The organism is Rhodococcus sp. NPDC078407 (assembly GCF_044542515.1).
GTDB lineage: Bacteria > Actinomycetota > Actinomycetes > Mycobacteriales > Mycobacteriaceae > Rhodococcoides.
On sequence record NZ_JBITUQ010000019.1, the window covers coordinates 19861 to 46699 of the forward strand.

General features: G+C 64.4%; 23 protein-coding genes and 1 pseudogene. 10 read left to right on the forward strand and 14 right to left on the reverse strand.

The features are described 5' to 3' along the window. Positions 1-9: 9 nt before the first annotated feature. Together ACIGGF_RS18440 and ACIGGF_RS18445 are read right to left on the reverse strand one after the other, a co-directional pair. Positions 10-915: a serine hydrolase gene (locus ACIGGF_RS18440; protein WP_397522608.1), complete on the reverse strand. Its 906-nt coding sequence runs from the start codon at positions 913-915 to the stop codon at positions 10-12. Further along, positions 912-1766: a LysR family transcriptional regulator gene (locus ACIGGF_RS18445; protein WP_397522609.1), complete on the reverse strand. Its 855-nt coding sequence runs from the start codon at positions 1764-1766 to the stop codon at positions 912-914. Before ACIGGF_RS18445 ends, ACIGGF_RS18440 begins: the two co-directional genes overlap by 4 nt. Positions 1767-1868: 102 nt before the next feature. Here ACIGGF_RS18445 and bla point away from each other — a divergent pair, with 102 nt between their 5' ends. After that, positions 1869-2798 (forward strand): class A beta-lactamase, encoded by a 930-nt coding sequence (gene bla, locus ACIGGF_RS18450; protein WP_397522610.1) that lies wholly within the window; start codon positions 1869-1871, stop codon positions 2796-2798. Positions 2799-2812: 14 nt separating this feature from the next. Here the strand turns inward: bla and ACIGGF_RS18455 are convergent, their stop codons facing one another. From ACIGGF_RS18455 to ACIGGF_RS18475, 5 genes are read right to left on the reverse strand one after another with little or no spacing between them, the layout of a single operon-like run. Further along, the gene (locus ACIGGF_RS18455) at positions 2813-3622 is read right to left on the reverse strand and encodes an HpcH/HpaI aldolase/citrate lyase family protein (protein WP_397522611.1); all 810 of its coding nucleotides are present in this window, start codon (positions 3620-3622) and stop codon (positions 2813-2815) included. Then, positions 3619-4104 (reverse strand): MaoC family dehydratase, encoded by a 486-nt coding sequence (locus ACIGGF_RS18460; protein WP_397522612.1) that lies wholly within the window; start codon positions 4102-4104, stop codon positions 3619-3621. The genes ACIGGF_RS18455 and ACIGGF_RS18460 overlap by 4 nt, the downstream gene beginning before the upstream one ends. Then, on the reverse strand, positions 4101-5267 hold the full coding sequence (locus ACIGGF_RS18465) for an acyl-CoA dehydrogenase family protein (protein WP_397522613.1): 1167 nt from the start codon (positions 5265-5267) through the stop codon (positions 4101-4103). The genes ACIGGF_RS18460 and ACIGGF_RS18465 overlap by 4 nt, the downstream gene beginning before the upstream one ends. Next, the gene (locus ACIGGF_RS18470) at positions 5264-7261 is read right to left on the reverse strand and encodes an acetyl/propionyl/methylcrotonyl-CoA carboxylase subunit alpha (RefSeq protein ID WP_397522614.1); all 1998 of its coding nucleotides are present in this window, start codon (positions 7259-7261) and stop codon (positions 5264-5266) included. The genes ACIGGF_RS18465 and ACIGGF_RS18470 overlap by 4 nt, the downstream gene beginning before the upstream one ends. 5 nt (positions 7262-7266) lie before the next feature. Further along, positions 7267-8844: a carboxyl transferase domain-containing protein gene (locus ACIGGF_RS18475; RefSeq protein WP_397522615.1), complete on the reverse strand. Its 1578-nt coding sequence runs from the start codon at positions 8842-8844 to the stop codon at positions 7267-7269. 90 nt (positions 8845-8934) lie between these two features. On the opposite strand from ACIGGF_RS18475, the gene ACIGGF_RS18480 reads away from it, so the two are divergent. Next, complete coding sequence (locus tag ACIGGF_RS18480) at positions 8935-9606, forward strand: TetR/AcrR family transcriptional regulator (RefSeq protein ID WP_397522616.1); 672 nt, start codon at positions 8935-8937, stop codon at positions 9604-9606. Between the two features lie 12 nt (positions 9607-9618). Here ACIGGF_RS18480 and ACIGGF_RS18485 read toward each other — a convergent pair whose 3' ends face one another. Then, positions 9619-10629, reverse strand: a complete 1011-nt coding sequence (locus ACIGGF_RS18485; RefSeq protein WP_397522617.1) for a DUF3068 domain-containing protein — start codon at positions 10627-10629, stop codon at positions 9619-9621. A gap of 264 nt (positions 10630-10893) precedes the next feature. On the opposite strand from ACIGGF_RS18485, the gene ACIGGF_RS18490 reads away from it, so the two are divergent. Genes ACIGGF_RS18490 through ACIGGF_RS18500 form a run of 3 tightly spaced genes read left to right on the forward strand, consistent with a single transcriptional unit; the run spans position 10894 to position 14562 of the window. After that, on the forward strand, positions 10894-12255 hold the full coding sequence (locus ACIGGF_RS18490) for an MFS transporter (protein ID WP_397522618.1): 1362 nt from the start codon (positions 10894-10896) through the stop codon (positions 12253-12255). A 28-nt stretch (positions 12256-12283) separates the two neighbouring features. Further along, a complete protein-coding gene (locus ACIGGF_RS18495) occupies positions 12284-13408 on the forward strand; it encodes a HoxN/HupN/NixA family nickel/cobalt transporter (RefSeq protein WP_397522619.1) in 1125 nt (374 codons plus the stop codon). 53 nt (positions 13409-13461) lie between these two features. Continuing rightward, a complete protein-coding gene (locus ACIGGF_RS18500) occupies positions 13462-14562 on the forward strand; it encodes a lipase family protein (RefSeq protein ID WP_397522620.1) in 1101 nt (366 codons plus the stop codon). On the opposite strand, the gene ACIGGF_RS18505 is transcribed toward ACIGGF_RS18500, so the two are convergent. From ACIGGF_RS18505 to ACIGGF_RS18520, 4 genes are read right to left on the reverse strand one after another with little or no spacing between them, the layout of a single operon-like run. Further along, positions 14559-15374 carry an SDR family oxidoreductase gene (locus ACIGGF_RS18505; protein WP_397522621.1) on the reverse strand — a complete coding sequence of 272 codons (816 nt, stop codon included), beginning with the start codon at positions 15372-15374 and terminating at the stop codon, positions 14559-14561. The genes ACIGGF_RS18500 and ACIGGF_RS18505 overlap by 4 nt on opposite strands. Continuing rightward, positions 15371-16978, reverse strand: a complete 1608-nt coding sequence (locus tag ACIGGF_RS18510) for a bifunctional 3-(3-hydroxy-phenyl)propionate/3-hydroxycinnamic acid hydroxylase (RefSeq protein ID WP_397522622.1) — start codon at positions 16976-16978, stop codon at positions 15371-15373. Before ACIGGF_RS18510 ends, ACIGGF_RS18505 begins: the two co-directional genes overlap by 4 nt. Then, the gene (locus tag ACIGGF_RS18515) at positions 16975-17910 is read right to left on the reverse strand and encodes a fumarylacetoacetate hydrolase family protein (RefSeq protein WP_397522623.1); all 936 of its coding nucleotides are present in this window, start codon (positions 17908-17910) and stop codon (positions 16975-16977) included. Before ACIGGF_RS18515 ends, ACIGGF_RS18510 begins: the two co-directional genes overlap by 4 nt. Continuing rightward, positions 17907-19040 carry a VOC family protein gene (locus ACIGGF_RS18520; RefSeq protein ID WP_397522624.1) on the reverse strand — a complete coding sequence of 378 codons (1134 nt, stop codon included), beginning with the start codon at positions 19038-19040 and terminating at the stop codon, positions 17907-17909. Before ACIGGF_RS18520 ends, ACIGGF_RS18515 begins: the two co-directional genes overlap by 4 nt. Positions 19041-19164: 124 nt before the next feature. Between ACIGGF_RS18520 and ACIGGF_RS18525 the strand changes: the two genes are divergently transcribed. The 5 genes from ACIGGF_RS18525 to ACIGGF_RS18545 all read left to right on the forward strand — a co-directional run bounded on the left by ACIGGF_RS18525 (position 19165) and on the right by ACIGGF_RS18545 (position 24158). Next, entirely contained in the window at positions 19165-19818 is a 654-nt protein-coding gene (locus ACIGGF_RS18525; RefSeq protein WP_397522625.1) for a TetR/AcrR family transcriptional regulator, read from the forward strand. Between the two features lie 31 nt (positions 19819-19849). After that, positions 19850-20911 carry an ABC transporter substrate-binding protein gene (locus ACIGGF_RS18530; RefSeq protein WP_397522626.1) on the forward strand — a complete coding sequence of 354 codons (1062 nt, stop codon included), beginning with the start codon at positions 19850-19852 and terminating at the stop codon, positions 20909-20911. A 9-nt stretch (positions 20912-20920) separates the two neighbouring features. Further along, positions 20921-21808 (forward strand): siderophore-interacting protein, encoded by an 888-nt coding sequence (locus ACIGGF_RS18535; protein ID WP_397522627.1) that lies wholly within the window; start codon positions 20921-20923, stop codon positions 21806-21808. Between the two features lie 354 nt (positions 21809-22162). After that, positions 22163-22915, forward strand: a complete 753-nt coding sequence (locus ACIGGF_RS18540; RefSeq protein ID WP_397522628.1) for an IclR family transcriptional regulator — start codon at positions 22163-22165, stop codon at positions 22913-22915. Positions 22916-22982: 67 nt separating this feature from the next. Further along, the gene (locus tag ACIGGF_RS18545; RefSeq protein WP_222095436.1) at positions 22983-24158 is read left to right on the forward strand and encodes a 4-hydroxybenzoate 3-monooxygenase; all 1176 of its coding nucleotides are present in this window, start codon (positions 22983-22985) and stop codon (positions 24156-24158) included. A gap of 48 nt (positions 24159-24206) precedes the next feature. On the opposite strand, the gene ACIGGF_RS18550 is transcribed toward ACIGGF_RS18545, so the two are convergent. Beyond that, positions 24207-25439 carry a benzoate/H(+) symporter BenE family transporter gene (locus ACIGGF_RS18550; protein ID WP_397522629.1) on the reverse strand — a complete coding sequence of 411 codons (1233 nt, stop codon included), beginning with the start codon at positions 25437-25439 and terminating at the stop codon, positions 24207-24209. Further along, positions 25436-26784 (reverse strand): annotated as a pseudogene (locus tag ACIGGF_RS18555) (MFS transporter). The gene ACIGGF_RS18550 and the pseudogene ACIGGF_RS18555 overlap by 4 nt, the downstream one beginning before the upstream one ends. Between the last annotated feature and the right edge of the window lie 55 nt (positions 26785-26839).

Consider the following 26839-nt stretch of genomic DNA (forward strand, 5'->3'; position numbering starts at 1 on the left):
GTCCATCCTTCATCCCGTGGGTGGCTGCGGGGATCGACGCACAGCGGTGACCGCGATGCGCGCGGCTGTGCCGATGGCCTGATCGACCAATGGCAGATACGAGTCCATGCGCGCCGCCCGGGTGAACACCGACACCGTGACGGGCTCCTCTCCCGGAAACGACACCACCGCAACCTCGTTGCGAATGGGACCGACGGTGCCGGTCTTTCCCGCTACCGGCACATCCGGGTAGGGGATTCCGCTGCGGATTCGATGCGGCCACACCTGCTGGGACAACACCTGTTTCATGTACAGACACTGTTCCGGGGACGCCGCAGTACGTCGCCATATCGAGCGGAGGACGGCGTTGCTGTCACGAGGGGTGGTGCACGAGGTATAGGCCGGATCGAATCCTGCACTGTCCACCACCGTGTAATTGCTCGCCAGCAGGCCCAATGCTTCGTCCGCGCTCAATCGGCCGGTGTCTCGAACGATCTGATCACCCAGAGCTTTCGTTCCACCGACGATGCGCGTCTGCTCGAGCCCGAGATCTTCGATGACCCGGGTGAGTGCATCCAGGCCGAGTGCACCGAGAAGTGCGTCGGCAGCGGCATTGTCGGAGACGGTGATCATCGAACGCGCGATGTCGCGCCAACTCATCGTCACCGGGTCCGCGTAGCTCGAGATGCCCGTCGGCCCGGGACTGCACTGGGCTGGAACGAGCCGAACCGAATCGGTTGCAGTAAGGGACCCTTCGTCGAAAGCCCGAGCGGCGGCGACCAGCAACACGACCTTCCATACCGACGCGGCGACGACTGGCTCGTCGCCCTCGACGTCCACGACCGTGCCGGTGCCGTCGATACGTTCGGCCCGGACCCAGCCGCGGCAGCCGGCGTCTGCGAACACAGCCCGCAGTTGCTCGTCGATACTTGTCATCTCGCTGCCTGCAACAGGATTCGATCGATCAGCCGCGCCGACGGCTCCGCTTTCTCGTCGCGGCGCACGATGCGCACTCGCAGGGCGACGTCTTCGGCGGCGAGGTCGAGATGACAGGTCCCCGGCAGCACCGGGCTCGCGGCAGGCACGAGTCCGAAACAGCGCCCCGATGCGACGGCAACAGCCACATCGCGAAATGTGTTTGCCCAGAGTATCTCCGGATCGAGAGCATGATGTCGAAACGCGTCGAGAAGTAGATCGTGCGCGGGTGGATTGGCAGCACGCGGCGTGGTGGCGAAGACGAGGTCGGACAACATGGTCAGTCGTGGCCGCTTCGCCCTGGACGATCGGTGAGCAACCGGAACGCTGACCTGTCGGGGCAACGTGATGGCCGGTCCGGCCACCAGTCGGTCGAGTACCACCGGGTGATCGATCACCGCGACATCGAGTTCGTGTGCGCGCACCCCGTCCAGCAAAGCCACTGCGCCTGCGGTCTCCACCCGCGCCTGGACTCCGACGGACGCGGCAATGCGCGCGGCCAGGGCATCGTCGACTTGCGGGACGAGGCCGATGCGGACCGTATCGGCCGAGGTGAGCGACCGTGCGGTACTCGTCAATCGGCGAGCGTCGTCGACGATCAAGCGAGCACGAGGTAACAGTGCAGCCCCGTGCTCGGTGATCGCGGCCCCGTCCGGAGTCCGTTCGATGAGTGTGAGATCGAGGTGCTTCTCCAACGCCTTGATGGCCCTGGACACGGGCGGCTGAGTCACGCCGAGAATGGCCGCTGCGCGGCCGAAGTGGCGTTCCTCGGCGACGGCGACGAAATATTCGAGATGGCGAACAAGGTCCACGACCTATTGAAACACGTTCACCTGCCGCGATACCGAACAGGAATGACCTGGCAGTGCCCCGGGACTTGGCTCCGAGTCGGCTGGGTGTGATCGCATGACCCCATGCGTACCTCGACATCCACCCGACTGATCACCGTGATTGCAGCGGCAACGCTGACCGCAGGCGTTGCCTGCTCGTCGACGAGCACCACCGAACCACCGCGATCCGACACTGGCATCTCTAAGCCCATGGTCGAACAGCCCAGTGCCGACCAGTCGTATCTGGACCTCGAGGCCAGGGACACTGCACGGCTCGGGGTCAGTGCACTCGATCTCGACTCCGGGTCCGCCCAAAGCTACCGCGGCGATGAACGTTTCGCGTTCTGCTCGACGTTCAAGGTGTATGCCGTCGGTGCCATGCTCGCCGCCGTCGACGCAGGCAGGTTGCAGCTCACCGATACCAGAACGATCACCGCCGAGGACAAGGTGCCTGAGTCCACCGTCGACTGGGCCCCAGGTTCCGTCGTCACCCTCGCAGACCTGGCCGCTGCTGCATTGACCAAGAGCGACAACACATCCGGAAATCTGCTGATTCGCGAGGCAGGTGGCACCGCGGCGCTCACTGATTTCGTGCGATCGCTCGGTGACACAGAATTCAGGCTCGACCGCACCGAGCCGAAACTGAACACGGCAATCCCCGGCGATCCCCGCGACACCACCACGCCCAATTCTCTGTTGGCGGGCTACCGAACTCTGCTCGACGGCGATGTGCTGACTCAGGCCTCACGCGCACAGCTACTCGAGTGGATGGGAAATACCGAGACCTCCACCGCCCGATTTCGGTCGGGCATTCCGCCGCAGTGGACGTCGGCGGACAAAACGGGAACCGGTAGCTACGGCGTGTCAAACGATGCCGGACTGCTCCTCGGCCCCGACGGGCAACAGATCCTGCTGGTCGTGCTCAGCGCGACGACGTCGGGGATCGACGATGCACCAGCTATGAACACGCTCGTTGCGGACGCGACCCGGACGGTCGTCGACAAACTGCAGTGACTCGCGCCAGAGGTCTACGACGGCCTACGGGCGACGATGCGTCGAGCATGGGCCAGCACCGGGGCATCCACCATCTGACCGCGGAAGGCGAAGACCCCGCGGTTGTGTGCAACAGCCTCGAGCACGGCCGTGGCCCATTCGACGTCTGCGTCGGAAGGCGCGTAGGCCTGGCGGATGACGGGGATGTGGCTGGGGTGGATGGCCACCTTGCCGTCGAAGCCGACGGCCACCGCGTCGTCTGCTTCCGCCTGAACCCCGTCGAGATCGGGGATGTCGAGGTACACCGAATCCAGCGCGAACACCCCGCGTGCCTTGGCGGCCAACAAGGTCTGTGATCGAACATGTTGCGCAACATCGCGGTAGCGGCCGTCGCTCAGTCGACTCGAGTTGCCACCCATGGCAGCAACCAGATCCTCGGCACCCCACATGGCACCGACTGCGTTGTCGGCCGCGAGAGCGTCGAACACCGTCATCGCGCCGAGCGGTGATTCGATCAGGGCGACGACGTTCAGTGGTGCGAGAGATGTTATCTGAGAGGCGGATTTGCACTTGGGCAGCATGACCGTCGTGTAGTCGGTCTGCTTCAAGGCCTCGAGGTCGGCGGCTTGGTCTTCGGTACCGTGCGCATTGACTCGAACGATGGTGCGCGACGGGTCGAGCGGAGTCGCCACCACGGACTTGCGGGCTCCGGCCTTGTCCGCTGCACCGACAGCATCTTCGAGGTCGAGAATGACGATATCGGCTCGGGCGGCTGCCTTCTCGTAGCGCTCGGGCCGATCGGCCGGGCAGAACAGCCACGCCGGTCCCGGCGGGACCCAACTCACGACGGGTCCTCCGAAGGGTGCATCCGAACCAGCGTCTTGCGGACAGCGATCGCAACGACGTCACCGTGCTGATTGCGGCCCGTATGCGTGAATGTCACGATGCCTTCGCCGGGGCGAGACTTGGATTCACGCTTGTCCGATATCACCGTCTCGGCGTACAGAGTGTCACCGTGAAACAGCGGCTTGGGAAAAGATACCTCGGAGAAGCCCAGGTTGGCCACGATGGTGCCCTGGGTCAGCTGCGTCACCGACAACCCGACGAGGGTAGACACCGTGAACATCGAGTTCACCAGACGCTGCCCGAAAGCTGTTGTCTCACTGTAAGCCGCGTCGAGGTGCAGGGCCTGGGTGTTCATCGTCTGCGTGGTGAAGAGCGTGTTGTCGGCCTCGGTGATGGTCCGACCGGGCCGGTGTTCGTACACGGTCCCGAGCTCCATTTCCTCGAACCACAGGCCGCGCTGACGAATGCGTTTGTCCGTCATAGTCCCAGGCTCCGTGCGATCAGCATCAGCTGCACTTCGGTGGTGCCTTCGCCGATTTCGAGGATCTTGCTGTCGCGGTAGTGCCGGGCAACGACGTACTCGTTCATGAACCCGTAGCCACCGTGAATCTGCGTCGCGTCGCGGGCGTTGTCCATCGCAGCCTCCGAGGCGACGAGCTTGGCGATGGACGCCGCCTTCTTGAACGGCTTGTCCGCCAACATCAGTGCTGCCGCGTCGTAATAGGCCGTCCGTGCGGTATGGGCGCGGGCTTCCATCCGAGCGATCTTGAACGAGATCGCTTGGTTGCGGGCGATCGGGGCACCGAACGCTTCGCGTTCCTTGGCGTACTTGACGCTCTCGTCGACGCAGCCCTGGGCCGCGCCGACCGATACCGCTGCGATCGCGATTCGGCCCTCGTCGAGGATGTGCAGGAAGTTCGCGTACCCGCGGCCCTCCTGCCCAAGCAGATTCTCCTGCGGCACCCGCACATCGGTGAAGCTGAGCGGGTGCGTGTCGGAGGCGTTCCAGCCGACCTTGTTGTAGGCCGGTTCGGCGACGAAGCCGGGGGTGTCGGTGGGCACCAGGATCGAGGAGATCTGCTTGCGGCCGGTCGCCTCGTCCACGCCGGTCACTGCGGTGACGGTCACCAGTTCGGTGATGTCGGTGCCGGAGTTGGTGATGAACTGCTTGCTGCCGTTGATGATCCAGTCGTTGCCGTCGCGCTTGGCGGTGGTCTTGGTGCCGCCCGCGTCGCTACCGGCACCGGGTTCGGTCAAACCGAAGGCAGCCAGTGCCTTGCCGGCGGTGAGCTTGGGCAGCCACTGCTGCTTCTGCTCCTCGTTGCCGAAGCGATACACCGGCATGGCTCCGAGCGAGACGCCGGCCTCGAGTGTCATTGCGACGCTCTGATCGACCTTGCCGAGTTCTTCGAGGGCCAGGCACAGCGCGAAGTAGTCGCCGCCCATACCGCCGTACTCCTCGGGGAAGGGCAGACCGAACAAACCCATCTCGGCCATCCCCGCGACAACCTCGTACGGAAACGAGTGCTCGGCATCGTGTTTCGCCGAGACCCGTGCCACGACCGTCCGGGTGAAATCGGCAACGGACTTCACCAGTTGCTGGTACTCGTCGGGCAGATTCGACGACGACAGATGATCGGTCATGACTTGTCCTCTTCGGTGTGGGCGGGAACGATTCGGGCGAGGACCTGGTCCACGCGGACCTGATCCCCTACTGCGACTGTGAGTTCGACGGTGCCGTCGATGGGTGTGGTCAAGGTGTGTTCCATCTTCATCGCCTCGACCACCACGATGGCCGAGCCTGCAGTGACGGACGACCCGGTCGTGGTTCCGACCGCGATGATGGAACCTGGCATCGGCGAAAGAATCTCGGCGTCTCCGGAGTGCGCCTCGTCCTCGCGAACACTGGGCTCGGCAATGCGATCGATTCGCCAGGTGCCGCGCGAGCTGGACACCCAGGTCGATGATTCGTGTCGAGCCACCGTCATCGATTCGCGTCGATCGTCGAGAACGAGGTCGATAAAATCCCCGGTGGCAGAGGCGCGCAGTGTGCGCGGTTCTCCGTCGTCGACGACGACGTGGGCTGCGCCGAGGCTCCCGGTGATGGACACGTGCGCGGTTCGGGCACCGGACGCGAGTCGGAGCTGGAAGGGTGCGTGCGCGCCCACCCTCCATCCCGATGGCGTACCCCAGATGTCCTGGCCCGCCGATTGCCATACATCGAGCCAGGCGATGGCTGCCGCGGCGATCAGCGCCTCGTCGGTTGCGTCGGCGGCGAGGAAATCCTCCACCCGGCGGTCGAGCAGCCCTGTATCGAGGTTGCCGGCGCGAACATCGTTGTCGGCGAGTAGGAATCGTGCGAATTCGATGTTGGTGACGACTCCGAGTACTGCGGTGTCGGCCAGTGCGCGGTCCAGGCTGCGTAAGGCGGTTGCGCGATCGGGGCCGTAGGCGATGACTTTCGAGAGCATGGGGTCGTAGTTGCTCCCGACCTCGGTTCCGACGGCCAGTCCGGAGTCGACGCGAATACCGTTGCCGGTGGGCTCACGTAGCCCGACGACAGTGCCGCCGGTGGGAAGGAATCCGCGCCCGGGATCCTCGGCGTAGACGCGGGCCTCGATGGCGTGTCCGGTCAGCTCGATGTCGTCCTGGCTCAGTGTGAGTGCTTCACCGGCAGCGACGCGGACCTGCCATTCGACGAGGTCCAGTCCGGTCACCATCTCGGTCACCGGGTGCTCGACCTGTAGCCGGGTGTTCATCTCCATGAAGAAGAACTCGTTCGGGCTGTCGGCCGAGACGATGAATTCGACTGTGCCGGCCCCGGAGTAGTCGACGCTGCGGGCAGTGTTGCAGGCGGCCTCGCCGATGCGCGCCCGGGTCTGCGCGTCGAGCAGCGGTGACGGCGCTTCCTCGATGACCTTCTGATGGCGTCGCTGCAGACTGCATTCGCGTTCGCCGAGGTGGATGACGTTGCCGTGCCCGTCGGCGAGGATCTGAACCTCGATGTGCCGAGGCCGCAACACGAATCGCTCGAGGAACAACGTGTCGTCGCCGAAGGACGACGCTGCCTCGCGGCGTGCACTGGTCAATGCCGCGGGGAGGTCCTCGGCGCGCTCGACCAGGCGCATTCCCTTTCCGCCGCCGCCTGCCGAGGGCTTGACCAGAACCGGGAAGCCGACGCCGGGAGCGCCGGCGATGAGGTCGTCGTCGGACAGACCGGGTCGCGAGATGCCGGGTACGACGGGGACGCCGAATGCGCTGACGGCGGCCTTGGCGGCGATCTTGTCGCCCATCACTTCGATGGCCTTGGCCGGCGGCCCGAGGAACGCGATTCCTGCGCCGGCACAGGCGGTGGCGAAGTCCGAGTTCTCGGACAGGAAGCCGTACCCGGGGTGAATCGCCTGTGCGCCGGTGGCTTTTGCGGCGGCGATCACCTTGGAGATGTCGAGGTAGCTCTCGCGAGCGTTGGCGGGGCCGAGACGTACGGCGGTATCTGCTTCGTGGACGTGGCGGGCGTCGGCATCGGCGTCACTGTAGACGGCAACGGTGCGAATCCCCATGCGGCGCAACGTGCGTGTCACTCGGACGGCGATCTCACAGCGGTTGGCGATCAGAATGGTGTCGATCATCGTGGTCATTCCTCTCACATCCTGAAAACGCCGTAGGAGACCGGCTCGAGCGGCGCATTGGCGCACGCCGACAGTGCCAGTCCGAGAACCTGCCTGGTGTCGGCCGGGTCGATGATGCCGTCGTCCCACAGGCGGGCCGTCGAGTAATAGGGATTGCCCTGGCTTTCGTACTGGTCACGGATGGGAGCTTTGAACGTCTCCTGGTCTTCGTCCGACCACGGTTTGCCCGACGCGTCCAACTGGTCACCTCGGACCGTGGCAAGGACAGACGCCGCCTGCTCACCGCCCATCACCGAGATGCGCGCGTTGGGCCACATGAACAGAAAGCGCGGTGAATACGCTCTGCCGCACATGGAGTAGTTTCCGGCACCGTACGAGCCGCCGATGACGACGGTGATTTTCGGGACACGGGCGCACGCGACCGCTGTGACCATTTTTGCGCCGTGTTTGGCGATGCCGCCGGCCTCGTAGTCGCGGCCGACCATGAAGCCGGTGATGTTCTGCAGGAAGACGAGCGGGATGCTGCGCTTGTCGCACAATTCGATGAAATGTGCGCCCTTCATGGCGGATTCGGCAAACAGGACGCCGTTGTTGGCGATGATTCCGACGGGATGCCCGTGGAGGTGCGCGAATCCGGTGACCAGTGTCTTGCCGTATTCGGCCTTGAACTCATCGAATTCACCCGCGTCGACCACTCGGGTGATCACGTCACGCACGTCGTACGGGGTGCGAGGATCCGTGGGGACGACGTCGTAAATTTGGCTCTGATCGGCGATGGGTGCACGTGCGGTGATGACGTCCCACGGCCGTGGGGTTCGAGGGCCGAGTGTGGAGACGATGCGGCGGACGCGTCGTAGTGCGTCGCGATCGTCGTCGGCGAGATGGTCGGTGACGCCGGAGACCTTCGAGTGCAGATCACCACCGCCGAGTTCTTCGGCCGTGACGACCTCGCCGGTCGCGGCCTTCACCAACGGTGGGCCGCCGAGAAAGATGGTGCCCTGATTCTTGACGATGATCGCCTCATCGCTCATCGCCGGCACGTAGGCACCGCCCGCGGTGCAGGAGCCCATGACGGCAGCGATCTGCGCAATTCCTCTGGCGCTCATGGTGGCCTGATTGAAGAAGATGCGTCCGAAGTGGTCGCGGTCGGGGAACACCTCGTCCTGACGCGGGAGAAACGCGCCGCCCGAGTCGACGAGATAGATGCACGGCAAGTTGTTCTGCAGGGCGATTTCCTGCGCGCGCAGATGCTTCTTGACCGTCATCGGGTAGTAGGTGCCGCCTTTGACGGTGGCGTCGTTGGCGATGATCACGCACTCGCGTCCGGAGACGCGGCCGATGCCGGCGATGACACCGGCACCGGGGCATTCGTCGTCGTAGAGACCGTTCGCGGCCAGTGGGGCAATTTCGAGTAAGGGGCTACCGGGGTCCAGGAGCTCGTCCACTCGATCGCGGGGGAGCAGCTTGCCGCGGGCGATGTGCCGTTCGCGAGATTTTTCGCTGCCGCCGAGGGCTGCGGCGGCGAGCTTGTCGGCGAGCTGCTGCGTGAGGAGCTGATGATCTGCGCGGTTGGCAGCGGTATCGATCGCCATGAGGTGCACGCCTTAGGTGTCGGACGTCGGTGTCGCAGGAGTTCAGTTAATGGTTGATAACTGACAGAATAGTAAACTACGATTAACCGAGTGTCCAGAGTCGAGGGGGTGTGGCAGTTGGAGACGAAGCCGACGACAGTGCGCGAGCAACGTAAAGCCGAGCGGCGACAACAATTGCTCGACGCCGCGGCATCGCTGTTCGCCGACCGTGGGTTCACCTCCGTGCGGCTCGAGGATCTGGGTGCGGCCGTCGGCATCAGCGGACCGGCCGTCTATCGCCACTTCCCGAACAAGGAGGCGGTGCTCGTCGAGCTGATGGTCGGAATCTCGGAGTACTTGCTCGACGGCGGCCGCGAGGTGGTCGGTCGCGCAGAAATGAACGCCGATACGGTCTGTGCCCTGGTCGACTTCCACCTCGATTTCGCTTTCGAGACACCGGCATTCATCAGAATTCAGGATCGTGACCTACAGAGCTTGCCCGAGGGCGCGCGGCGCAAGGTCCGCCGAATGCAGCGCGAGTACGTGGAGTTGTGGGTCGAGGTGCTGTGCGCCGTCGACCCGGACTTGAACGAATCCGATGCCCGAACCACCGCACACGCGGTCTTCGGACTGATCAACTCCACGCCCTACAGCGCTGGGCGCAGTCCGTCGCGAAACGCTCGACCGGTACTGCGAGCGATGGCATTGAACGCCGTGAAAGCACTGACCTCAGCGCCCACAATTCGAAGCGAGGATCGCGATCCCGCCTGCGGACACCAATAGTGGGCGCTGAGGTCACCTACGCGGTGAGGTGGACATCCCGGATGCAGCGCGGCGTGACCGTCGGCTTCCGATCACCGCGACGGCAATTGCGGCGATGAAACAGCAGCCACCCACCGCATAGCCCACTGCGGGGCCGCGAGACGTCAGCCACGCAAGCTTGTCGGCCGCATCTCGCGCCGATGCCACCTGTTCGAGTCTGCCGACCTCGTCGAGGGCGAGTGCGGCCTTGAAGATGGTGATTTCCGGGACGGCGGAATCGCGTGCGAAATACTGATACGGCGTTTCCTCGCCCCACACCAGGCTGCCGCTCGTGGGCTCCACATAGATGTCTCGAACATTGGAGTACCACCGCTTCATCGTGATGGGTTCGTCTCCGTCGCCCACTCCCCATTTCGATGCCGGTAGCGTCACCGAATTGATCGGCGACTGCGTCGTGGTCGACAGGTCGACCTCGCTCACGACCGACCGGAAGTGATAGATCGGCAGCCCCTCCATTCTGGTCTCTTCGACGAAATTCGCCTCGAAGCTCGTCCATGCCGTCGCGTCGTAGACCGTGTAGGTGATCGGCTGGGTATCGAATGGAAAGCGGTGCTGTAATCCGTTGCGCAGCAGTGGAACAGCTGGTGAGTCCACTGTAGTTTGTAGTGAGCCCGCGGGCTCGACGGGTAGTCCGGTGCGCCGGTCGCTGGTCACGCGGTCGACCGAGGCGGTCAACAGCCCGGCATCTCCGGCGCGATCGGCGCGTCGAACCGTCGCTCCGACCTGAAAGGTGACGCGGTCGGCGTCGGATGGATCCTCGACGGTGATGAAGCGCTGGAGTGTCAGTGGCACGTTCGTGTCGATCGACAAAGGTCCTGATCCTGCAATGGTTTGTGCGTCGAGGACCTCGGCACCTGCGTCTTCTGCAGTGGTTGCGACCGTCGTGGCGGCGATGTCGAGCGGTGTCACCGCCAGCCGGTCGTACACGAGCGTGGGCAGAAGTACTGCGAGCACGATTGCGAAGCCGCCAGCGCCGGCAAGCACGCACATCGAGACTCGGAGCCTCGAAAAAGACATGGCACTACCCGTTTCCGACCTCCCCGTGCGAGATCTCTGTCGATTCGGGCATTCTCATCGTGCCGTCTGATTGCTGGGCCCAGTTGCGGTTTCGCGTTGTGACGTGTCAGCACGTTTTTCGAAAAGCTCAGAGATATCAACCGATGTTGAGGTTTTCGCGATGAGCCGGCGGATCGATGAGTACGGTCGGCGTGGGTGCGGCCGGGTGGACGCTGAATCGGGGGTTCGGGCATGGCGATCGGCTTCGATCCGACATCGGTGGTTCGCGCGCCCCGGTGGCGAAAGATCGGGACGCTGCGAACCGGTGCCGGTGCCTCCGCGCTTCCGTTCGGTTGGGGACCGGCGATCGTCTTGGTCCTCGTCGCCTTCGTCGACCGTATCGAATTCAGCCTCGTTGCAGCTGTGCTGCCGCAGCTGCAAGACGAGTGGGGCTTCGGTGACGCGGTGGCCGGCTCACTTCCCAGCGCGTCGGCCGTGGCCGCGGGCGTCCTGGCGATACCGGCGGCGTACTTGGCCGACCGCCACGACCGCGGAAGAATTGTGACCTGGGTTGTCGTCGTGTGGTCGCTGGCAACTCTGGGTTCAGCGCTCGCTCCGACCTTCGTCATCTTCTATCTCGTGCGCATCGCACTGGCAGCGGCGGAGGCCGTCGACAATCCGGCCAGCGCGAGCCTTCTGGCCGATTTCTACCCACCTGCGACGCGATCGACGGCATTCGGTTGGTGGCGCACCTCGGCCTACCTCGGCGGCGCCGGCATCGTCCTGGGCGGCGTGCTGGCGGACTGGTTGGGCTGGCGCGGTGCCTTCATGGTCATGGCGATTCCGGGATTGGTCGTTGCCGTGCTCGTCTCTCGACTACGCGAACCCGAACGTGGTTATGCGGACAGGCTTGCGGCTCACGGCGAGATCACCGACCTCGGCGATGTCCCCTCCGGAACGCTGACCTCGCAGCTTCGACGACTGGCACCCATCCGCACGCTGTGGTTCACCGGGGCCGCACTGACGGTCATGAGTCTGTCGATCGGCGGCCTGACATTTTGGCTACCGAGCTTGCTGCAGCGCAGATACGGATTGTCCGAGTCCGCTGCTGCGACTGCGGGCGGCGGAATGACCCTCCTGGGAATCGTGGTCGGAACCCTCGTTGCTGCGATCGCAACCCGAAGAGCGTTGATCGGCACCAGTCTTGCACAATGGCGAGTCATGTTGGGCGGCAGCGGAATATTGCTGGGTAGCGTGTTCATCTCTGTTGCCCTCGGGATGAACAGCGCGGCGGCGTTCATCGTTCTCCTCACTGTGTTCGCCTTCTTCTCTGCGTTCGCACTCCCGACTCTGACGGCGTGCGTCGCCGATGTCGTTCCGGCGCGCGATCGAGGACTCGGCTTCGGGATGTTGCAGGTCGCCGCGACTGTAGGCGGGGCAATCGGTCCGCTTCTCGTCGGCGCGGTCTCCGACATCACGGATTCGCTCACAACGGGTGTGGTTCCGTTGCTTCCGTTGCTCGCGGTCGGCGGGGTACTCGCTCTCCTGGCCTACCGGTCGGTGGAACACGAGTCCGAGCGTGTGTTGATCGGGGCTCGCACACAGGGAGAGTAAATCGTCGTCATCGGCGACAATGTTCGACATGACGACCCAACTATCGCGTGTCGAGCTCGGCAGACGGCAGAGTCGATTCACTCGCGACGAGGTTCCGCGGCTGCTGGCGATGGTCGGCTTCATTGCCGCTCTCCATGTGATCGGCTGGGGTTTGTTCACCCATTACGACTCCATTCCCAGTATTCACGGGCTCATCGGAGCCGACGGCACTCTCGTCTACGCCGGAGCGGGCGTCCTGGCCTACACGCTCGGTCTGCGGCACGCGTTCGACGCCGACCACATTGCCGCGATCGACGACACCACCCGTTTTCTGCTCCAAAAGGGCAAGCGGCCGTTGGCCGTTGGGCTGTTCTTCTCGCTCGGGCACTCGACCGTCGTATTCGTGTTCGTCGCCGCGATTGCCTTCGTCGCCTCGCAGGCGACGGCGTTCCAGGACGCGTTCTCGGGGGTCGGCGGCATCATCGGGACATTGGTGTCGGGCACTTTCCTGTACCTCATCGCTGCGCTGAACATCGCGGTCCTGGCCGGCATCGTCGGAGTCTGGCGGCGTGCGAAACGCGGAGAATTGACCGAGGACGGGCTCGACGAGCTGCTGGCCAAGCGCGGCCTGATGAATCGACTGTTCCGGGGTCGCTACGACAAGATGATCAACCACTCGTGGCAGATGTATCCACTCGGCCTGCTGTTCGGTCTCGGTTTCGATACCGCCACTCAGGTGGGTCTACTCGCGATCGCCGGCACCACCGCTATCGCCGGTGGACTCCCCCCGATGGCGATCATCGCGCTGCCGGTCCTGTTCGCCGCGGGTATGACCACGATGGACACGATCGACGGCATCTTCATGTCCAAGGCATACGGCTGGGCGTTCGTCACTCCAGTCCGCAAGATCTACTACAACATGACGATGACGGGTCTCTCGGTCTTCGTGGCCCTGGTGATCGGCACGGTGCAATTGCTGACGCTGCTCGCCGAGCAGTTCGAGCTGACCGGTGGATTGTGGGACGCACTGGCCATCATCGATCTGGGCCTCGCCGGCCAACTCGTCGTCGGCACGTTCTTCGTTGTCTGGATCGGTGCGGTCGTGTATTACAAGGTGGCGCGCATCGACGACCGCGGTGCACCCACACACTCGAATGCAACGGAGACCCAGTGATTGCTCGTCGTCGGATCGGTGCCCTTCTAGTCGTTACCGCGCTGGCGTCGAGCATGGCTTCCGGCCTGCTGGCCACCTCTGCCTCGGCTGCTCCGGTGATCACGCAGAACATCGGCGACGTCGTCTCCACTCGAGCTCTCGCGCAGGAGTTCTGGATTCCCGGTGCGTCCTCGGCCGAGGTACTCACCTACGTCACTACTGACACATTCGGGCAGAAAGCGCTCAGCACCGGCACCGTCTTCCTCCCGCAGGGCACTGCGCCCGAGGGCGGTTGGCCGGTGATCTCGTGGGCCCACGGAACCTCCGGACTCGGCGACTCGTGCGCACCGTCTGTCGCGGGACCGGCGTTGGCCGAGCGGGATCTGCCGTACCTCGGCAACTGGCTCGCGCAGGGATACGCCATCGTGGCCAGTGATTACGCGGGCCTCGGTACTCCCGGCTTACAGGCATATCTGGACGGGCGGACCACGGCGCACAACGTTGTGGACATGGTCAAGGCCGGCCGAAACCACAGCGTAGAACTCTCGCGCAAGTGGGTGGCGGTCGGTCAATCGCAGGGCGGCGGTGCGGCGATCCACACTGCGCGCTACGCCACCGAATTCGGTGGACCGGACCTGGACTATCGGGGCGCAGTCGGAACCGGAACCCCGGCGTACATCGAGAAGCTCGTCTCGATCGGTGGGCCGGGTATGCCGCCGGTCGCACTGCCGGCCGGTCTGACGGCGTACGTTGCGTACATCGGTGCTGCTCTTCGCTATTCGCATCCGGAGTTGGGCCTGGACAGCATCCTCACTCCCACCGGGCAGAAGTACGCGGCTCTGGCCGAGACAGCGTGTGTCGCCGACCTCGAGGAGCAACTCGACGGGGTGAAGATCGGCGAATTCTTCACCGCGCCGTTGACGAGCCTGCCGAATTTCACAGCCGTGCTCGACGACTACATGGCTATGCCGGAGAGTGGCTTCGACAAGCCGTTCTTCATGGGTAACGGGCTGCGGGACACCGACGTTCCGTTCCCCACCACCGCCGCTTATGTTGCCAGGCTCGCCATGAACGGTCAGCCCGTGACCTTCCGGCCGTACGACGCCGACCACAGCGGTGCGCTCGTCCAATCACAGGCCGACACGATCCCATTCGTTGCGAACCTGTTCCGTTAAGTCACCGGCCGCTTGCTGGGCAGTCCGTACGCCCGGGCGGTAAATTTCTCGAGCACGGTGCGCGGCAGCAAGCGTTGGGCGAGGAACACTGCCGGTGCGTTGCTACCGACGGCGTAGATCGGGAGGGTCTTCTCGTCCTCGACGGCCCTCAGTACGGTCTTCGCAACCGTCTCGGCCGAGATGCCTTGTGCTTCTTTGGCGTCGAGCCGAGCGATCACCGTGGTGAAATCGCGTAGATACGGCGAATGCGGTCCGTAGTATTTCGTGCGACGCGCCGATAGTCCGGTGGCGATCGAGCCGGGTTCGACTGTGGTGATGTCGATTCCGTACGGTTCGAGCTCGTACCGCGCTGCGGTGGCGAACCCCTTGATCGCAGCCTTCGTCGCGGCATAGGACGAGCGGCAGGCCAAGGGGAAGCTGGCAAGCATCGACCCGATGTTGATGATCCTGCCGCGTCCGCGCTCACGCATTGCCGGTATTACGGCCTGGGTCAGCTCGATCGCGCCGAAGACGTTGAGCTGGAACAGCCGGGCGATCGCATCGATGGGGAGTTCTTCGATCGGTCCGCACTGGCTTTCGCCGGCATTGTTGATCAGTACATCGACCTCGACGTCGGCCAGTCCATCGACGAACGTCCGGATGGAGGCCGGGTCGGTCAGATCCAGATCGCGATAGTCGACGCCCGGAATGGGGTCGGCCACGGCCGAGCTGTTGCGACTCGTCCCGATGACGCGGAAGCCGCGGGCAATCAGGACCTCGGCGATGGCCTCACCGATTCCGGACGTCGCTCCAGTGACGATTGCGGTCTTCATCTACGCCTCCTCGCTGCAGTGTTTCTGGCCTTCGGTGCTGTGGTCGGGGCCGTAGGTCTCGGTCGGTTGGCACGGCGGAGCGTCGTGCTCGGTACCCGGGTGTGCAAGGCCGGTACCGATCTACCCGACGCCATGACGGTGCGGTCCGGACGCACGATGGCCGCCACCGCGCGACCGCGCCGCAGCCAACGCCCGAGTTCGGAGGAGGCTGCGACCTCGACCACGACGGCACCGCGGCGGTCGACCTCGCGGCGCTGTTCGACGGTCACTGGGGTGGTCGAGACGAACAGGAACTGTCCCTGTCCCACAGAGTCGAGTCGAGTTCCGTTGTCCAGAACACTGTTCGGGCACAATGCGCCGACGACCGAACCGGCCTGACCGATGGGTCGCTGGACGAAATCGGATCGTGTGAGCGGGGGAGTGGTGCTGTCGGACACCTTCGATCCGACCAGCGGGAGACGGCCCAAAGCCGGTGCGACGTTGGTGCGCATGATGCCGGTGAGTCGACTGCCGCCGGTCATCGCCCAGCCCATGGCCACGGCCATCCGAATCATGGCTTGGGCATGGGTCTTTCGTTCGACCTCGTAGCTGTCCAGCGCAGAATCGGAGATGTGCCCGTCCAGTGCCCCGACGATCTTCCAGACGAGGTTGCGCGCATCGCGCAGGCCCGCGCCCATTCCCTGTCCGATGAACGGTGGAGTCAAGTGCGCGGCGTCGCCGAGGACGAACACACGTCGGTCGCGCCATCGACCGGCGGCCTGTGCGCGAAAGGTGTACTCGGCACTACGAATCAATTCCAGGGCGGGATCACCTGCAGAGCTCAACCACGGTGCTATCAAAGGCCGGACGGCCTCGAGATCCTCGAACTCGCCGAGGGTCTCGCCGTCGAGCATTCGAAACTCCCAGCGGTAGCGGGTAGATCCGATCCGCATGTACGTGGCGGATCGTTCGGAGTCGCACACCTGGTGGACGCCGTCCCACTGATCGAGGTCTGCGTCGGTGGCGATGTCGATGACCAGCCACCGCTGTGCGAAACCGAGATCCTCCATCTTCGACCCGATGGACCGTCGCACGATGCTGTTGGCACCGTCGCAACCCAGTACGTAGTCTGCAGTCACCCAGTGCGGGGTTCCGTCCTCGGTCGAGTCGTACCGCACTCGGACAGCATCTTTCAGGTTCTGCACATCGACGATCTCGCATCCGCCGCGCATCTCGATGGTGTCGTATCGGGCGATGTGTGTGCGCATGAGGCGCTCGAGGTCCGGCTGGTCGAACATGTTCGCCTGGGGATAGCCGTGTGGTTTGTCGTCGGGATCGCGCTCGAACTTGGCCAGCGTGCGCAGGTCCTTGGTGCACAGTCGCAGCCCGCGCCCGGGACGGGAGATGTCGGCGAAATCCTCGGCCACACCGATGTCGTCGAGAATTCGGTACACCTCGTCGTCGAGATGCACTGCGCGAGGCTGCGGGTATAAGTCCGCCCAGCGATCGAGGACCAGGCAGTCGATGCCGTATCGCGCCAGGAGCAGAGCGGCCGTCATGCCCGTCGGGCCGGATCCGACTATGACCACCCGATGGTGTGTGCCGTCGGACCCGCGTTCGGTCATCGGTAGGAGACCCGGGTGCGCTGTACTCCCAGGTCGAGGGCACCGTCGGGAGTCGAGCAGGTCAGCTCCAGTACGTCGCCGTCCTGGAGGAAGTCGGGATTCTTGGCCTGCTTCTTGAAGAACACCTTCCACTTGAGCGCCGGTGGAATCAGAGCTCCGATCATTTCGATCGGCTTGGCCGGTGCCTTCAGCGCAGTGCCGCCGGGCGTGCCGGTCAGCAGCAGATCGCCTGCATCCAACCGCTGAAACTTGCTCAGCGCCTTCAGTGATTCGACCGGCCGGTAGATCATGTCTGCGACTGTGCTGTCCTGTCGCACCGTGCCGTTGACGCGCAATGTCAGCGCGAGGTCACCGAACCGGTCGAACTCTCCCGGCTCTAGAAGCACCAGGCGCGGCCCTACCGGTGTGAACGTGGGGTACGACTTGCCCTCGTAGAACTGAGTTTTGGGCAACTGGACATCGCGCGCCGAGACGTCGTTGGTGATGACGAGTCCGGCAACGTACTCGGCGACATTGGTGGCGTCGATCTTGGTGCCGACGGTAAGGGTCTTGCCGAACACCAGACCGATCTCGATCTCGTAGTCGAGGAGTTTCACGTGCGGCGGCTTGACGATGTCGTCGGTGGGGCCACTGATCGAACCCGACGTCTTTCGGAAGAACGTCAGTGGCACCGTCTCGGGGTTCATGCCCGAATCCTTCACGTGCGACACGAAATTGGTCATGTTCGCGACGACGCGGCACGGTGCGGTGACCGGCGAGACGAGCGAGAGTGTCTCCACCGCAACGACATCGGTACCGGTCCTCGCTGCATCCACAGCTGCGCGATCGGCGAGGAGCTCGGCGGTGGTGGTGGCCGACGTCTCGATGCGGGACGCGCCGTTCGGGGTCTCGACCCACCAGGCGTCGGCGGTGCGGAGTACAGCGATGCTCATGAGGATGCCACTTTCATCAGGCCGCGAAGGCGGTCGGTGTCGAATTCGTTGTCGTTGCGTAGCGAGGAGAGGATTGATTTGAGTTCGTGCAGAGAGGCTTTGCTCGGCGCAATTCCGAGAAAGTCCTTGGACGCGGGCGGACCCCACTGCGCGAGGCCCGACGCCGTCATGGGTGCCCAGCCGGGTTCGAGGGAGTTGTCGAACATGTCGCCGTCGCTGAAATGCTCCACCAGGAAACCGTCGGGATCACGCCAGTAGTCGAAGATCTGGCTGCCCTGGATGTGTCTGCCGATGCCCCAGGAATGCTTGTACCCACGGGCAGTGAGGAATTCGCCTCCGGCGGCGATGGCGTCGATGTCGGTCACCTGGTAAGCGGAGTGCACGTACCGATTGGACGGGCCGAGAGTCATGGCCAGCGTGTGATGATCGGACGGGATGCTGCCGCGATCGCAGCGGATGAAGCTCATCACCGGTCCGCGGTCGCGTTGGCCGTCGTAGTACAAGAAATCGCTGACGATCAACCCCAGGTGATGCAGGTACCAGTTCAGGTTTTCCAGGTAGTCCACCCGCTGCAGCACCACGTGTCCGAGTCGTTGGACTCGAGCGGGCTGATGCGGTGGCCGTTGAGTTGCGTTCACTCGGTTGCGGGGATCGTCGAAGTTGTAGGTGTGTGCGTCCTGGCCCGGAAGCTCCGGGTGTTCGGTGTATCCGGAGACGACCTGAACGGGCTGGCCGCCCGGATCGGTCAGTGTGACAGCGATGCCGCCGAGGGTGTCGGGTAGTCGGTGGACGCGCTGCCCGGTGGCCTCGGCGAGACGGACGACGTCGGCGTCCTCGGCGGCGGCAAACGCTGCACCGACGAAGCGCGTTCGCTTACCGCGCCGGATGATGACGCATGGTGAGCCGACGTGAGTGCCGCGCAGGTGGATTTCCTCGGGCGTGCGCAGCGAGACGGTGAACCCGAACGCCACGGCGAATGCCTCGGCTTTGGCCAGATCGGGCTTGCGGAACTCGAGCCAGGCGATGTCGCGCACCTTGATGATCGGGTCGGTGGCTTTCCCGGGGTGTTCGCCTGGTAGCGCGCCCTGATCCACGTGCATGTTCTTGTGGCCGTCGACGTCGTGTCCCATCAGCCCTCCCTCGTTGTTGACACTATCGTCACCTATGACTGCTGAATCAGTCAAGGGTGTTGACAAGTTCGTCAGCGATGAGGAAGGGTCAGCGGACAGGCCGGCGTAGACAGAGGTGGGCAACATGGTGGAGACCCAGAATCGCCTGGAGCGACGAAAGGCACGCACTCGTGGCGCGCTGATCTCGGCGGCGCAGGGCTTCATCGCTCGCGGGGAGTTGAACGCTCCGATCGCGGAGATCACCCAGGCAGCCGACGTGGGAATGGGCTCGTTCTACAACCACTTCGCCAGCCGCGAGCAGCTGTTCCAGTCGGCGGTCGACGGGGCTCTGGAACTGTTGGGCAGCTACCTGGACTCGTTGACCGACGCCGCCGCCGATCCCTCCGAGGCGTTCACCCGATCCTTCCGTATTTCCGGCCGACTCTTTCGGCTGCAGCCGGAACTGAGTCGAGTGCTCATCCACTCCGGTCCCGAGCTGATCACGTCGCAGCACGGTCTCGGTCCGCGCGCTGCCAGGGACATCATGGCCGGCATCGGCGCCGGATATTTCCGAGTCGACGACATCCAGCTGTCCCTCGCTTTGGTCGCCGGGGCGCTACTCGGGCTCGGGCAGCTTCTGCTCGAGCAACCCGACCGCGACGACGCCGAGACCGTGGACCGGATGGCGTACACGGTGCTGCTCGCGCTGGGTGTGTCCGACGGCGACGCCCAGGATCTGTGCTCGCGGCCGCTGCCGCCGATGAGTGACGTCCCCAGCGTGGGGGACGAACTGGACTAGTACAACTGTAGTTAGGCTAGGCTGCCCAGTCATGCCTGGTTTTTCTTCGTTCGACAACCGCTCGACTGGTCCCCTGAGAGGGGTCGGCTCCGCGCGCCGTCGCCGGTACGCGCTCACCGGCGCACTGTCCTTGGCCTTGGTCGCCCTGGTCGGTTGCTCGAGCGCCACCACGGAACCGTCGGATCCGGCCGAGGCTGCGGGCACCAGAACGGTGCAGGACTACTTCGGTCAGGTCGAGGTTCCCGCCGAGCCGACACGAGTTGTCGCCGCCGACCCGATATCTCTGGCGCTGATGCTCTCGCTCGACGCGAAGCCGGTCGCGGCGTCGTTCAATCCGCTGGCCCTACCCGCCCACGTCGACCAGCGCGCCGCCGATATCGAGAATATTGCCGGCGAAGGTGGTGGATTCGATCCGAACGTCGAAGCAATCCTGGCTCAGGATCCGGATCTGATCGTCGTGGTCGCCGGCTACGACGGCGAAGGCGAGAAGGCCTGGAACAAGGAGATCTACGACAAGCTCGAGGCCAGTGGAGTACCGACCTTCGGGTTCGCGTACAACGACGGGGTATCGCTCGAGGATGTGTCCAACGGCGTTACCGCCGTGGGAGAGGCGTTGGGGAAGCAGGCGAAGGCATCGGATTCGATCCAGGGCCTGGGCGATCGAATGGCCGCGTTGAAACAGCGCGTCGCCGATGCAGGACTCGCCGACAAGCCCGTCTCGGCCGTGCGTCTGAGTGAGCGAGGCGAGTATTCGATTCGGGTCGGAACCGGAGAGAGCATCGCCTTCCGTGGGTTGGGAATGGCGCAGCCGGAGGGTCAGCAGGATCCGAGTGTGTTCCGCATCGACATCACGGACGAAACACTGAACATTCTGGCGTCCGCCGACACCGTGTTCGTCTACACGGACGAGGGGGCAACGGCCGAACGAGACGCGATCAGCAGCGCACCACTGTGGTCGACACTGCCTGCTGTGCAACAGGATCGGGTGCATTGGGTGTCGGCAAGCGCGTGGAACTCGTCCGATCCCATCGGCCTCGGCCTGATCCTCGACGACATCGAAACGTTGTTCGTCGAGCCGGCCGAGCAGAGCTGACGCCTCGTCATGGCCGGCCGACGTGATGAGGGCGGATACCTCACCGCGCGAGTGGTCGAGTCGATTCGATTGTCGCCGTCGCTGATTCGCGTCGTGTTCGATTGTTCCGATGCGAATGGGTTCGAGTCGAGCGGTGCGCCCGACGAAATAGTGCACCTGTACTTCCCCGCCGACGGAGAGACTGCACCGCCCGAAATGACCCGTCGCAACGGAGTTCTCGCTCACCATGACGGCGTGGCTCGTGAATGCCGCAACTACACCGTCAGGCAGTGGGACGGGAACCGGATCACGATCGACTTCGTGGACCATGTCGGCGGGGTCGCTGCGGACTGGGCCCGCTCGGCCGAGCCGGGTACGGCCTTGGGGATGTGGGGAACTCGGTCGTGGTACGAGCCGCCCGCCGACGCGGAGTGGATGTTGTTCATCGCTGATCTACCGGGTCTACCGGCTCTCTGCCGTGCACTCGAGCAGTTGCCGGCCGGCCTGCGAGCACACGCGATCATCGAGGTGGCTCACGACGACGACGTACTGGACGTTCCATCGGCGGCCTCTGTCACCCTGGACTGGCGAGTGGCCGGAAACGGCCGCGCACCATCGGAATTGGCCGCTGCAGTTCGCGCGTACGAGATACCGACGGGCAACGGCTACGTCTGGTTCGGTGGGGAAGCCTCGGCAGGCAGAGCTGTGCGCAAGTACATGCGCGGTGACGTCGGCATACCCGCGAAGCGACTGGCCATCGTCGGCTACTGGCGTGACGACAAGGAGGCATGGATCGAACGCTACGAACGCGTCGCCGATTCATTGATAGACGACTATGACCGGATCGCGGCGACCGGCATGGGTGAGGCCGAGGCCGAGATTCACTGGGACGAGATCCTCGAGCGCGCTGGGCTGTGAGCGGCCAGCCCTGACGAACTCGACGTTATGGATGGATGTGCGTCCGAATTCGTCCATAACGTCGAGTTCGGCGAGAATCAGGACTCGAGCCAGGCCGCGAAGGTAGTAGTGGACAGCTCGGCCCCATCGCCTGGAACCAGCTCGCGGTCGTGCAACAGTGCGCCGAAGTACGGAGCCTGATCGTCGGCGACGACCGTTCTGCTGTCGTCGCGTGCCTGGCCTCGGCGGCGCTGCCCAGCATGCGATAGGCAATCCCGAACAATCGCGGGCGTACCAGCTCGAATGCAGCGGTGCCGTCGTCGGTCATCGGCGTGGTCTCACTCTCTGTCTCGTGGGGACACTATCGTCCATGGGGTGGCTGGCAATGCTCGAGACCCCGGAGTCTCGGTGGCCGTGCGGCTGCTGGCCTTGCTCGGTGTGTTCGACGAGACGACCCCTGCACTGACGCTGACCGAACTGGCCGGCGGTGCCGGTCTGCCCATTGCCACAGCGCATCGAATGGTGCGCGAACTGGTGGAATGGGGCGCACTCGTCCGCGCAGAGGACGGTCGCTACGTCGTCGGTCGTCGGTTGTGGAAACTGGGCATGCTCGCACCCGATCAGTCCGATCTTCGCGACATCGCGTCACCGTTTCTGCACGACATCTACGGGGCCACGCTCGCTACCGTGCACCTGGCCATCCGCGACGGGGACGAGGTTCTCTATCTCGACCGGTTGGCCGGCCACGCATCGGTTCCGGCAGTCAGTCGCGTCGGTGCTCGGCTGCCCCTGCACGCCACCGGCGTCGGCAAGGTGTTGCTGGCGTACGCGCCGAGGGATGTACAGGAGCGAGTCATGCACTCGCTCAATCGCATCACCGCGTATACGGTGACGCAGCCCGGTCAACTCGAGAACGAACTGCGCCGAGTGCGTCGCGAGGGCTTTGCGCAGACGGTCGAGGAGATGACCCTCGGTGCGTGTTCGGTGGCAGTGCCCGTCCGTGCCGGCGAAGACCGCGTGGTTGCCGCTCTGGGAATCGTGGTCCCGAAGCTGGGCCGCGATCGGGTGAAACTGGTTGCTGCGCTCGCTGTTGCGGCCCGCGGGATCGGACGAAGTCTGGGCCGATAGTCCGGCGCTTCCACTCAGTGGAAGGGAGGCCTTGTAAGGGTCGAGATCCCGCGGTCTACTTCCCCACATGCGTACACAGGTTGCCATCATCGGTGCAGGGCCCGCGGGTCTGCTGCTGTCCCACCTGCTCGGCGAGCAGGGAATCGACTCGATCCTGATCGAGTCACGTACCCAGGAATACGTGCTGTCTCGAATTCGAGCCGGAATCCTCGAGCACTCCACGGTCCAGTTGCTCGACGAACACGGACTCGGTGAGCGACTGCACCGCGAGGGCCACGAGCACCGGGGCATCTACCTGCAGTGGCCGGAAGAGCGGCACCACATCGATTTTCGTGAACTGGTCGATCGGACCGTCTGGGTGTACGGGCAGACGGAGGTCACCAAGGATCTCGTGGCAGCACGCGATAAGGCCGGCCAGCAGATCTACTACGACGTCTCCGACACGGCATTGCACGACGTCGAATCGGACGCACCGTACGTCACCTTCACCGACGCGTCGGGCAATGCGATGCGCATCGACGCGAATGTCATTGCCGGATGCGACGGTTCGTTCGGGCCGAGCCGGGCTGCCATGCCCGATTCGGTGCGTAATACCTGGGAACGTACGTACCCCTTCTCCTGGCTCGGTGTGCTCGCGGACGTCGCACCCTCGACCGACGAACTGATCTACGCCTGGCATCAGGACGGATTCGCGATGCACTCGATGCGGTCGTCGACGGTCAGTAGGCTCTACCTGCAGGTACCGAACGGCACCGACATAGACACGTGGTCCGACGACAGAATCTGGGATGCCTTGGCGGTACGTCTCGGACACGGTCAGGACGGGTGGGAGCTGACTCCGGGCCCCATCACCGAGAAGAGCGTGCTGCCGATGCGCAGTTACGTGCAGACCCCGATGCGGCACGGAAACCTCTTCCTGGCGGGAGATGCCGCGCACATCGTGCCGCCGACCGGTGCGAAGGGCCTCAACCTTGCCGTCGCTGACGTGGCTATGCTGGCACCGGCTCTGGCGCAGAAGCTGAAGGGCAACGATTCCCGAGCGGCCGACAGCTACAGCGACACCGCACTTCGACGCGTGTGGCGCTGCACCCACTTCTCCTGGTGGATGACGACGATGCTGCACACCGGCGACGACCCCTTCGACGCGCAACTGCAGCTCTCCCAGCTGAAGTGGGTGGCGTCCAGCGAAGCGGGTGCCATGGGGCTGGCGGAGAACTACGCCGGTCTGCCGATCGGTTTCTGACCTAGTGCGCTGCAGAACTCGAAGTTATGGACGGATTCTGCCCATAATTCATCCACAACTTCGAGTTCGGCGGTCCAGCACGTAGGTGACGGTGACACCGGCGACCAGTCCCCAGAACGGAGCCCCGAGGCCCCCGACGTCGATGCCCGAGATGGTGACCAGCAAGGTGATCAGGGGCGCGAGCACCGGGCGGCCGGTCGAGTCCGAGAACGCGGCAGTGAAGGCACCGCGCAGCGCCTCGAGCATGGCCAGACCTGCGAGGGCGGCAATGAACGTTGCGGGTACCACGGCCACGCCACGCACCAGCAGTGGTGCCAGTAGACCCACCACGACGGCCATTGCGCCGCAGGTCATTCCGGCTGTGTACTGCCGCGACCGCTCGCCGACGGCAACGAGCAAGGCGTTGGTGGGACCGGCGAGACACGTCGATACCGCACCCAGCGGAGCGACGAGAAGCGACCCGACCCCGCATGCGATGGTGAACACGGTCATCGGCGGTCGATGGCCCGCAGAAGTCAGTACTGCGGCACCTTGACCGTTCTGCACCGCGATCACCGTGATGGCGAGCGGTATGACCAACTGCGCCAGTGCCGCACCACTGAACGTCGGCGCAACGAGCTCCGGCAGACCGATCAGGGTTAGCTCGGCCGCAGGCCCGGTCACTCGGGCAAAACCGCCTGTGACCACGAGGGCGGCGAGACCGGCAAGCAATGCCGCGAGCACCGGCGGTATCCGCTTCGACCACGTAGCGGATCGGGTCAACGCAATCCATGCCACGACCATGGCACCGGCTACGATCACGTTGGACGAAACAGACTGCACCAGTCCGGTTCCGAACGACAGAAACGCGCCGGCGACCATCGCCATCACGACGCTGTGTGGCAGGAAGGCCATCAGTTTCGTGACCACCCCGGTGGCTCCGAGAACAATGATGAGGACTCCGGTAGCGAGGTAGGCCCCGACAACTTCCGGCCAGGTCAGCGTGGCCAACGACTGACCGACCAGAACAGTGCCCGGAATTGTCCAGAAGAAGCTCAGTGGCATCCGGTAGACCCAGCTCGCCAGCACGGTGAGGATGCCGTTGAGCACGAACACCCCGAACACCCACGACGCGGTCTGCGCGGCGGTGAGTGAACCCGCTGCCGCGGCTCCCATGATGACTGCAACCGGCCCGGTTGCACTGAACAGCACTCCGGTGGCTCCTGCGCCGAAGTACTGCCCGCCGAAGTCGGCGCGCAGATCACGCAGACTCGGCGGGCGACGCACGAAAATACCGGTCATTCAGCCACTTTCATCGGTTCGCTGGATACTGGATCGGACTGGCGCAGGGCCCGCATCGCGGGAACAGCGGTGGTGACGAGAGCGCCAAGCAGTGCTACGACGGCAAAGATGTAGAACGCCGTGGACGACGCGATGCCGGCTCCGAGCAGGATTCCGCCGAGCAACGGTCCGAGGATACCGCCGAGCCGGCCGAAGCCGGCGCACCAGGCAACGCCGGCCGCGCGAGCGGTGGTGGGGTAGTAGTTGGAGACGAATCCGTAGATCAGCACCTGGGTTCCGATGGCACCGATGCCGGCACCTGCCACGGCGACGAGTAGAACTCCGATCGGGAAGTTCAGCGTGAGCAGTACCAATGACAGCGCGGCGAGGCAGAACGTGACCGCGATGACGCGTTGGGGTCCGGTACGGTCTGCGATGCGCGATGCGATCAAACCACCGACGATGGCACCGCCGTTGAGCACCAACAAGGACGACAGTGATCCCTTGGCGTTGTAGCCGGCCTCGGACATGATCTGCGGCAACCAGGTGTTGAGGCCGTAGGTCAGCAGCAGCCCGGAGAAACTCATGAGCCCGAGCAGGGCAGTCGGTCGTAGCAGCGGCTTGCGGGCCAATGCTGCGAATCCGACGCGATCGCCGGCGACGACCGGTTCGCCCCGGGCATCGGAATGCCGGTCCGTTCGCAGATCTTCTGTGCGTCGGCGACGCGTCCGTGCGCGAGTAGCCAGCGCGGGGACTCCGGCATACGAAGCAGGGCCAGCGGCAGCAGTACGAACAGTGGCAGCGCACCCAGCCAGAACAGTCCGCGCCAACCGATGGAATCCTGCAAGGTGATCGCGGCCAAGGATGCCAGCACACCGCCGGCCGGAATTCCGCTGTAGACGATGGCGTTGAACAGGTTTCGCCGTCCTGGGGGTGCGAATTCGGCAATCATCGCTCCGACGGTGGCGACGAGGCCGCCGACCCCGATGCCGGTCAGGAACCGCAGAACGCCGAACATCGTGACGTTCTGTGCGAGGGCGGTGGCCCCCATTCCGATCGAGAACCAGACGATGCACGTCAGCATCGTTCTGCGACGGCCGATCCGATCACCGAAGGTGCCAGCGGTGAGAGCGCCGACCATGACCCCGATCAGTGCGTAGGAACCCAGTGCACCAGCGGTTTCCGGATCCAGCGCACCCAGCTGAGCAGAATCGGCAAGTAGCGTCGGCAGCACGGTACCGTAGACGACGAGGTCGTACCCGTCGAAAACGATTGCGGCCGTGGACAGTGCGACGATCCACAGCACGCTGCGGCGGTGTCGATCACTTTCCCAACTGGTGGTGGCGGTGGAGGCCGGTGCAGTCATCGGGGATCCTTGTCGGTCAGGGGAGTACCGCTTCGCGGAGCGAATCGGCGCGGAC

What these genes read in the sequence shown, in the direction of transcription:
- ACIGGF_RS18525 (WP_397522625.1), top strand. Translation starts at nt 19,165, where the DNA reads ATGGTGGAGACCCAGAATCGCCTGGAGCGACGAAAGGCACGCACTCGT.
- ACIGGF_RS18505 (WP_397522621.1), bottom strand. Translation starts at nt 15,374, where the DNA reads ATGAAGACCGCAATCGTCACTGGAGCGACGTCCGGAATCGGTGAGGCC.
- ACIGGF_RS18535 (WP_397522627.1), top strand. Translation starts at nt 20,921, where the DNA reads ATGGCCGGCCGACGTGATGAGGGCGGATACCTCACCGCGCGAGTGGTC.
- ACIGGF_RS18530 (WP_397522626.1), top strand. Translation starts at nt 19,850, where the DNA reads ATGCCTGGTTTTTCTTCGTTCGACAACCGCTCGACTGGTCCCCTGAGA.
- ACIGGF_RS18460 (WP_397522612.1), bottom strand. Translation starts at nt 4,104, where the DNA reads ATGACGGACAAACGCATTCGTCAGCGCGGCCTGTGGTTCGAGGAAATG.
- ACIGGF_RS18440 (WP_397522608.1), bottom strand. Translation starts at nt 915, where the DNA reads ATGACAAGTATCGACGAGCAACTGCGGGCTGTGTTCGCAGACGCCGGC.
- ACIGGF_RS18550 (WP_397522629.1), bottom strand. Translation starts at nt 25,439, where the DNA reads ATGACCGGTATTTTCGTGCGTCGCCCGCCGAGTCTGCGTGATCTGCGC.
- bla (WP_397522610.1), top strand. Translation starts at nt 1,869, where the DNA reads ATGCGTACCTCGACATCCACCCGACTGATCACCGTGATTGCAGCGGCA.
- ACIGGF_RS18490 (WP_397522618.1), top strand. Translation starts at nt 10,894, where the DNA reads ATGGCGATCGGCTTCGATCCGACATCGGTGGTTCGCGCGCCCCGGTGG.
- ACIGGF_RS18510 (WP_397522622.1), bottom strand. Translation starts at nt 16,978, where the DNA reads ATGACCGAACGCGGGTCCGACGGCACACACCATCGGGTGGTCATAGTC.
- ACIGGF_RS18475 (WP_397522615.1), bottom strand. Translation starts at nt 8,844, where the DNA reads ATGGCGATCGATACCGCTGCCAACCGCGCAGATCATCAGCTCCTCACG.
- ACIGGF_RS18470 (WP_397522614.1), bottom strand. Translation starts at nt 7,261, where the DNA reads ATGACCACGATGATCGACACCATTCTGATCGCCAACCGCTGTGAGATC.
- ACIGGF_RS18545 (WP_222095436.1), top strand. Translation starts at nt 22,983, where the DNA reads ATGCGTACACAGGTTGCCATCATCGGTGCAGGGCCCGCGGGTCTGCTG.
- ACIGGF_RS18515 (WP_397522623.1), bottom strand. Translation starts at nt 17,910, where the DNA reads ATGAGCATCGCTGTACTCCGCACCGCCGACGCCTGGTGGGTCGAGACC.
- ACIGGF_RS18500 (WP_397522620.1), top strand. Translation starts at nt 13,462, where the DNA reads ATGGCTTCCGGCCTGCTGGCCACCTCTGCCTCGGCTGCTCCGGTGATC.
- ACIGGF_RS18465 (WP_397522613.1), bottom strand. Translation starts at nt 5,267, where the DNA reads ATGACCGATCATCTGTCGTCGTCGAATCTGCCCGACGAGTACCAGCAA.
- ACIGGF_RS18520 (WP_397522624.1), bottom strand. Translation starts at nt 19,040, where the DNA reads ATGGGACACGACGTCGACGGCCACAAGAACATGCACGTGGATCAGGGC.
- ACIGGF_RS18495 (WP_397522619.1), top strand. Translation starts at nt 12,284, where the DNA reads ATGACGACCCAACTATCGCGTGTCGAGCTCGGCAGACGGCAGAGTCGA.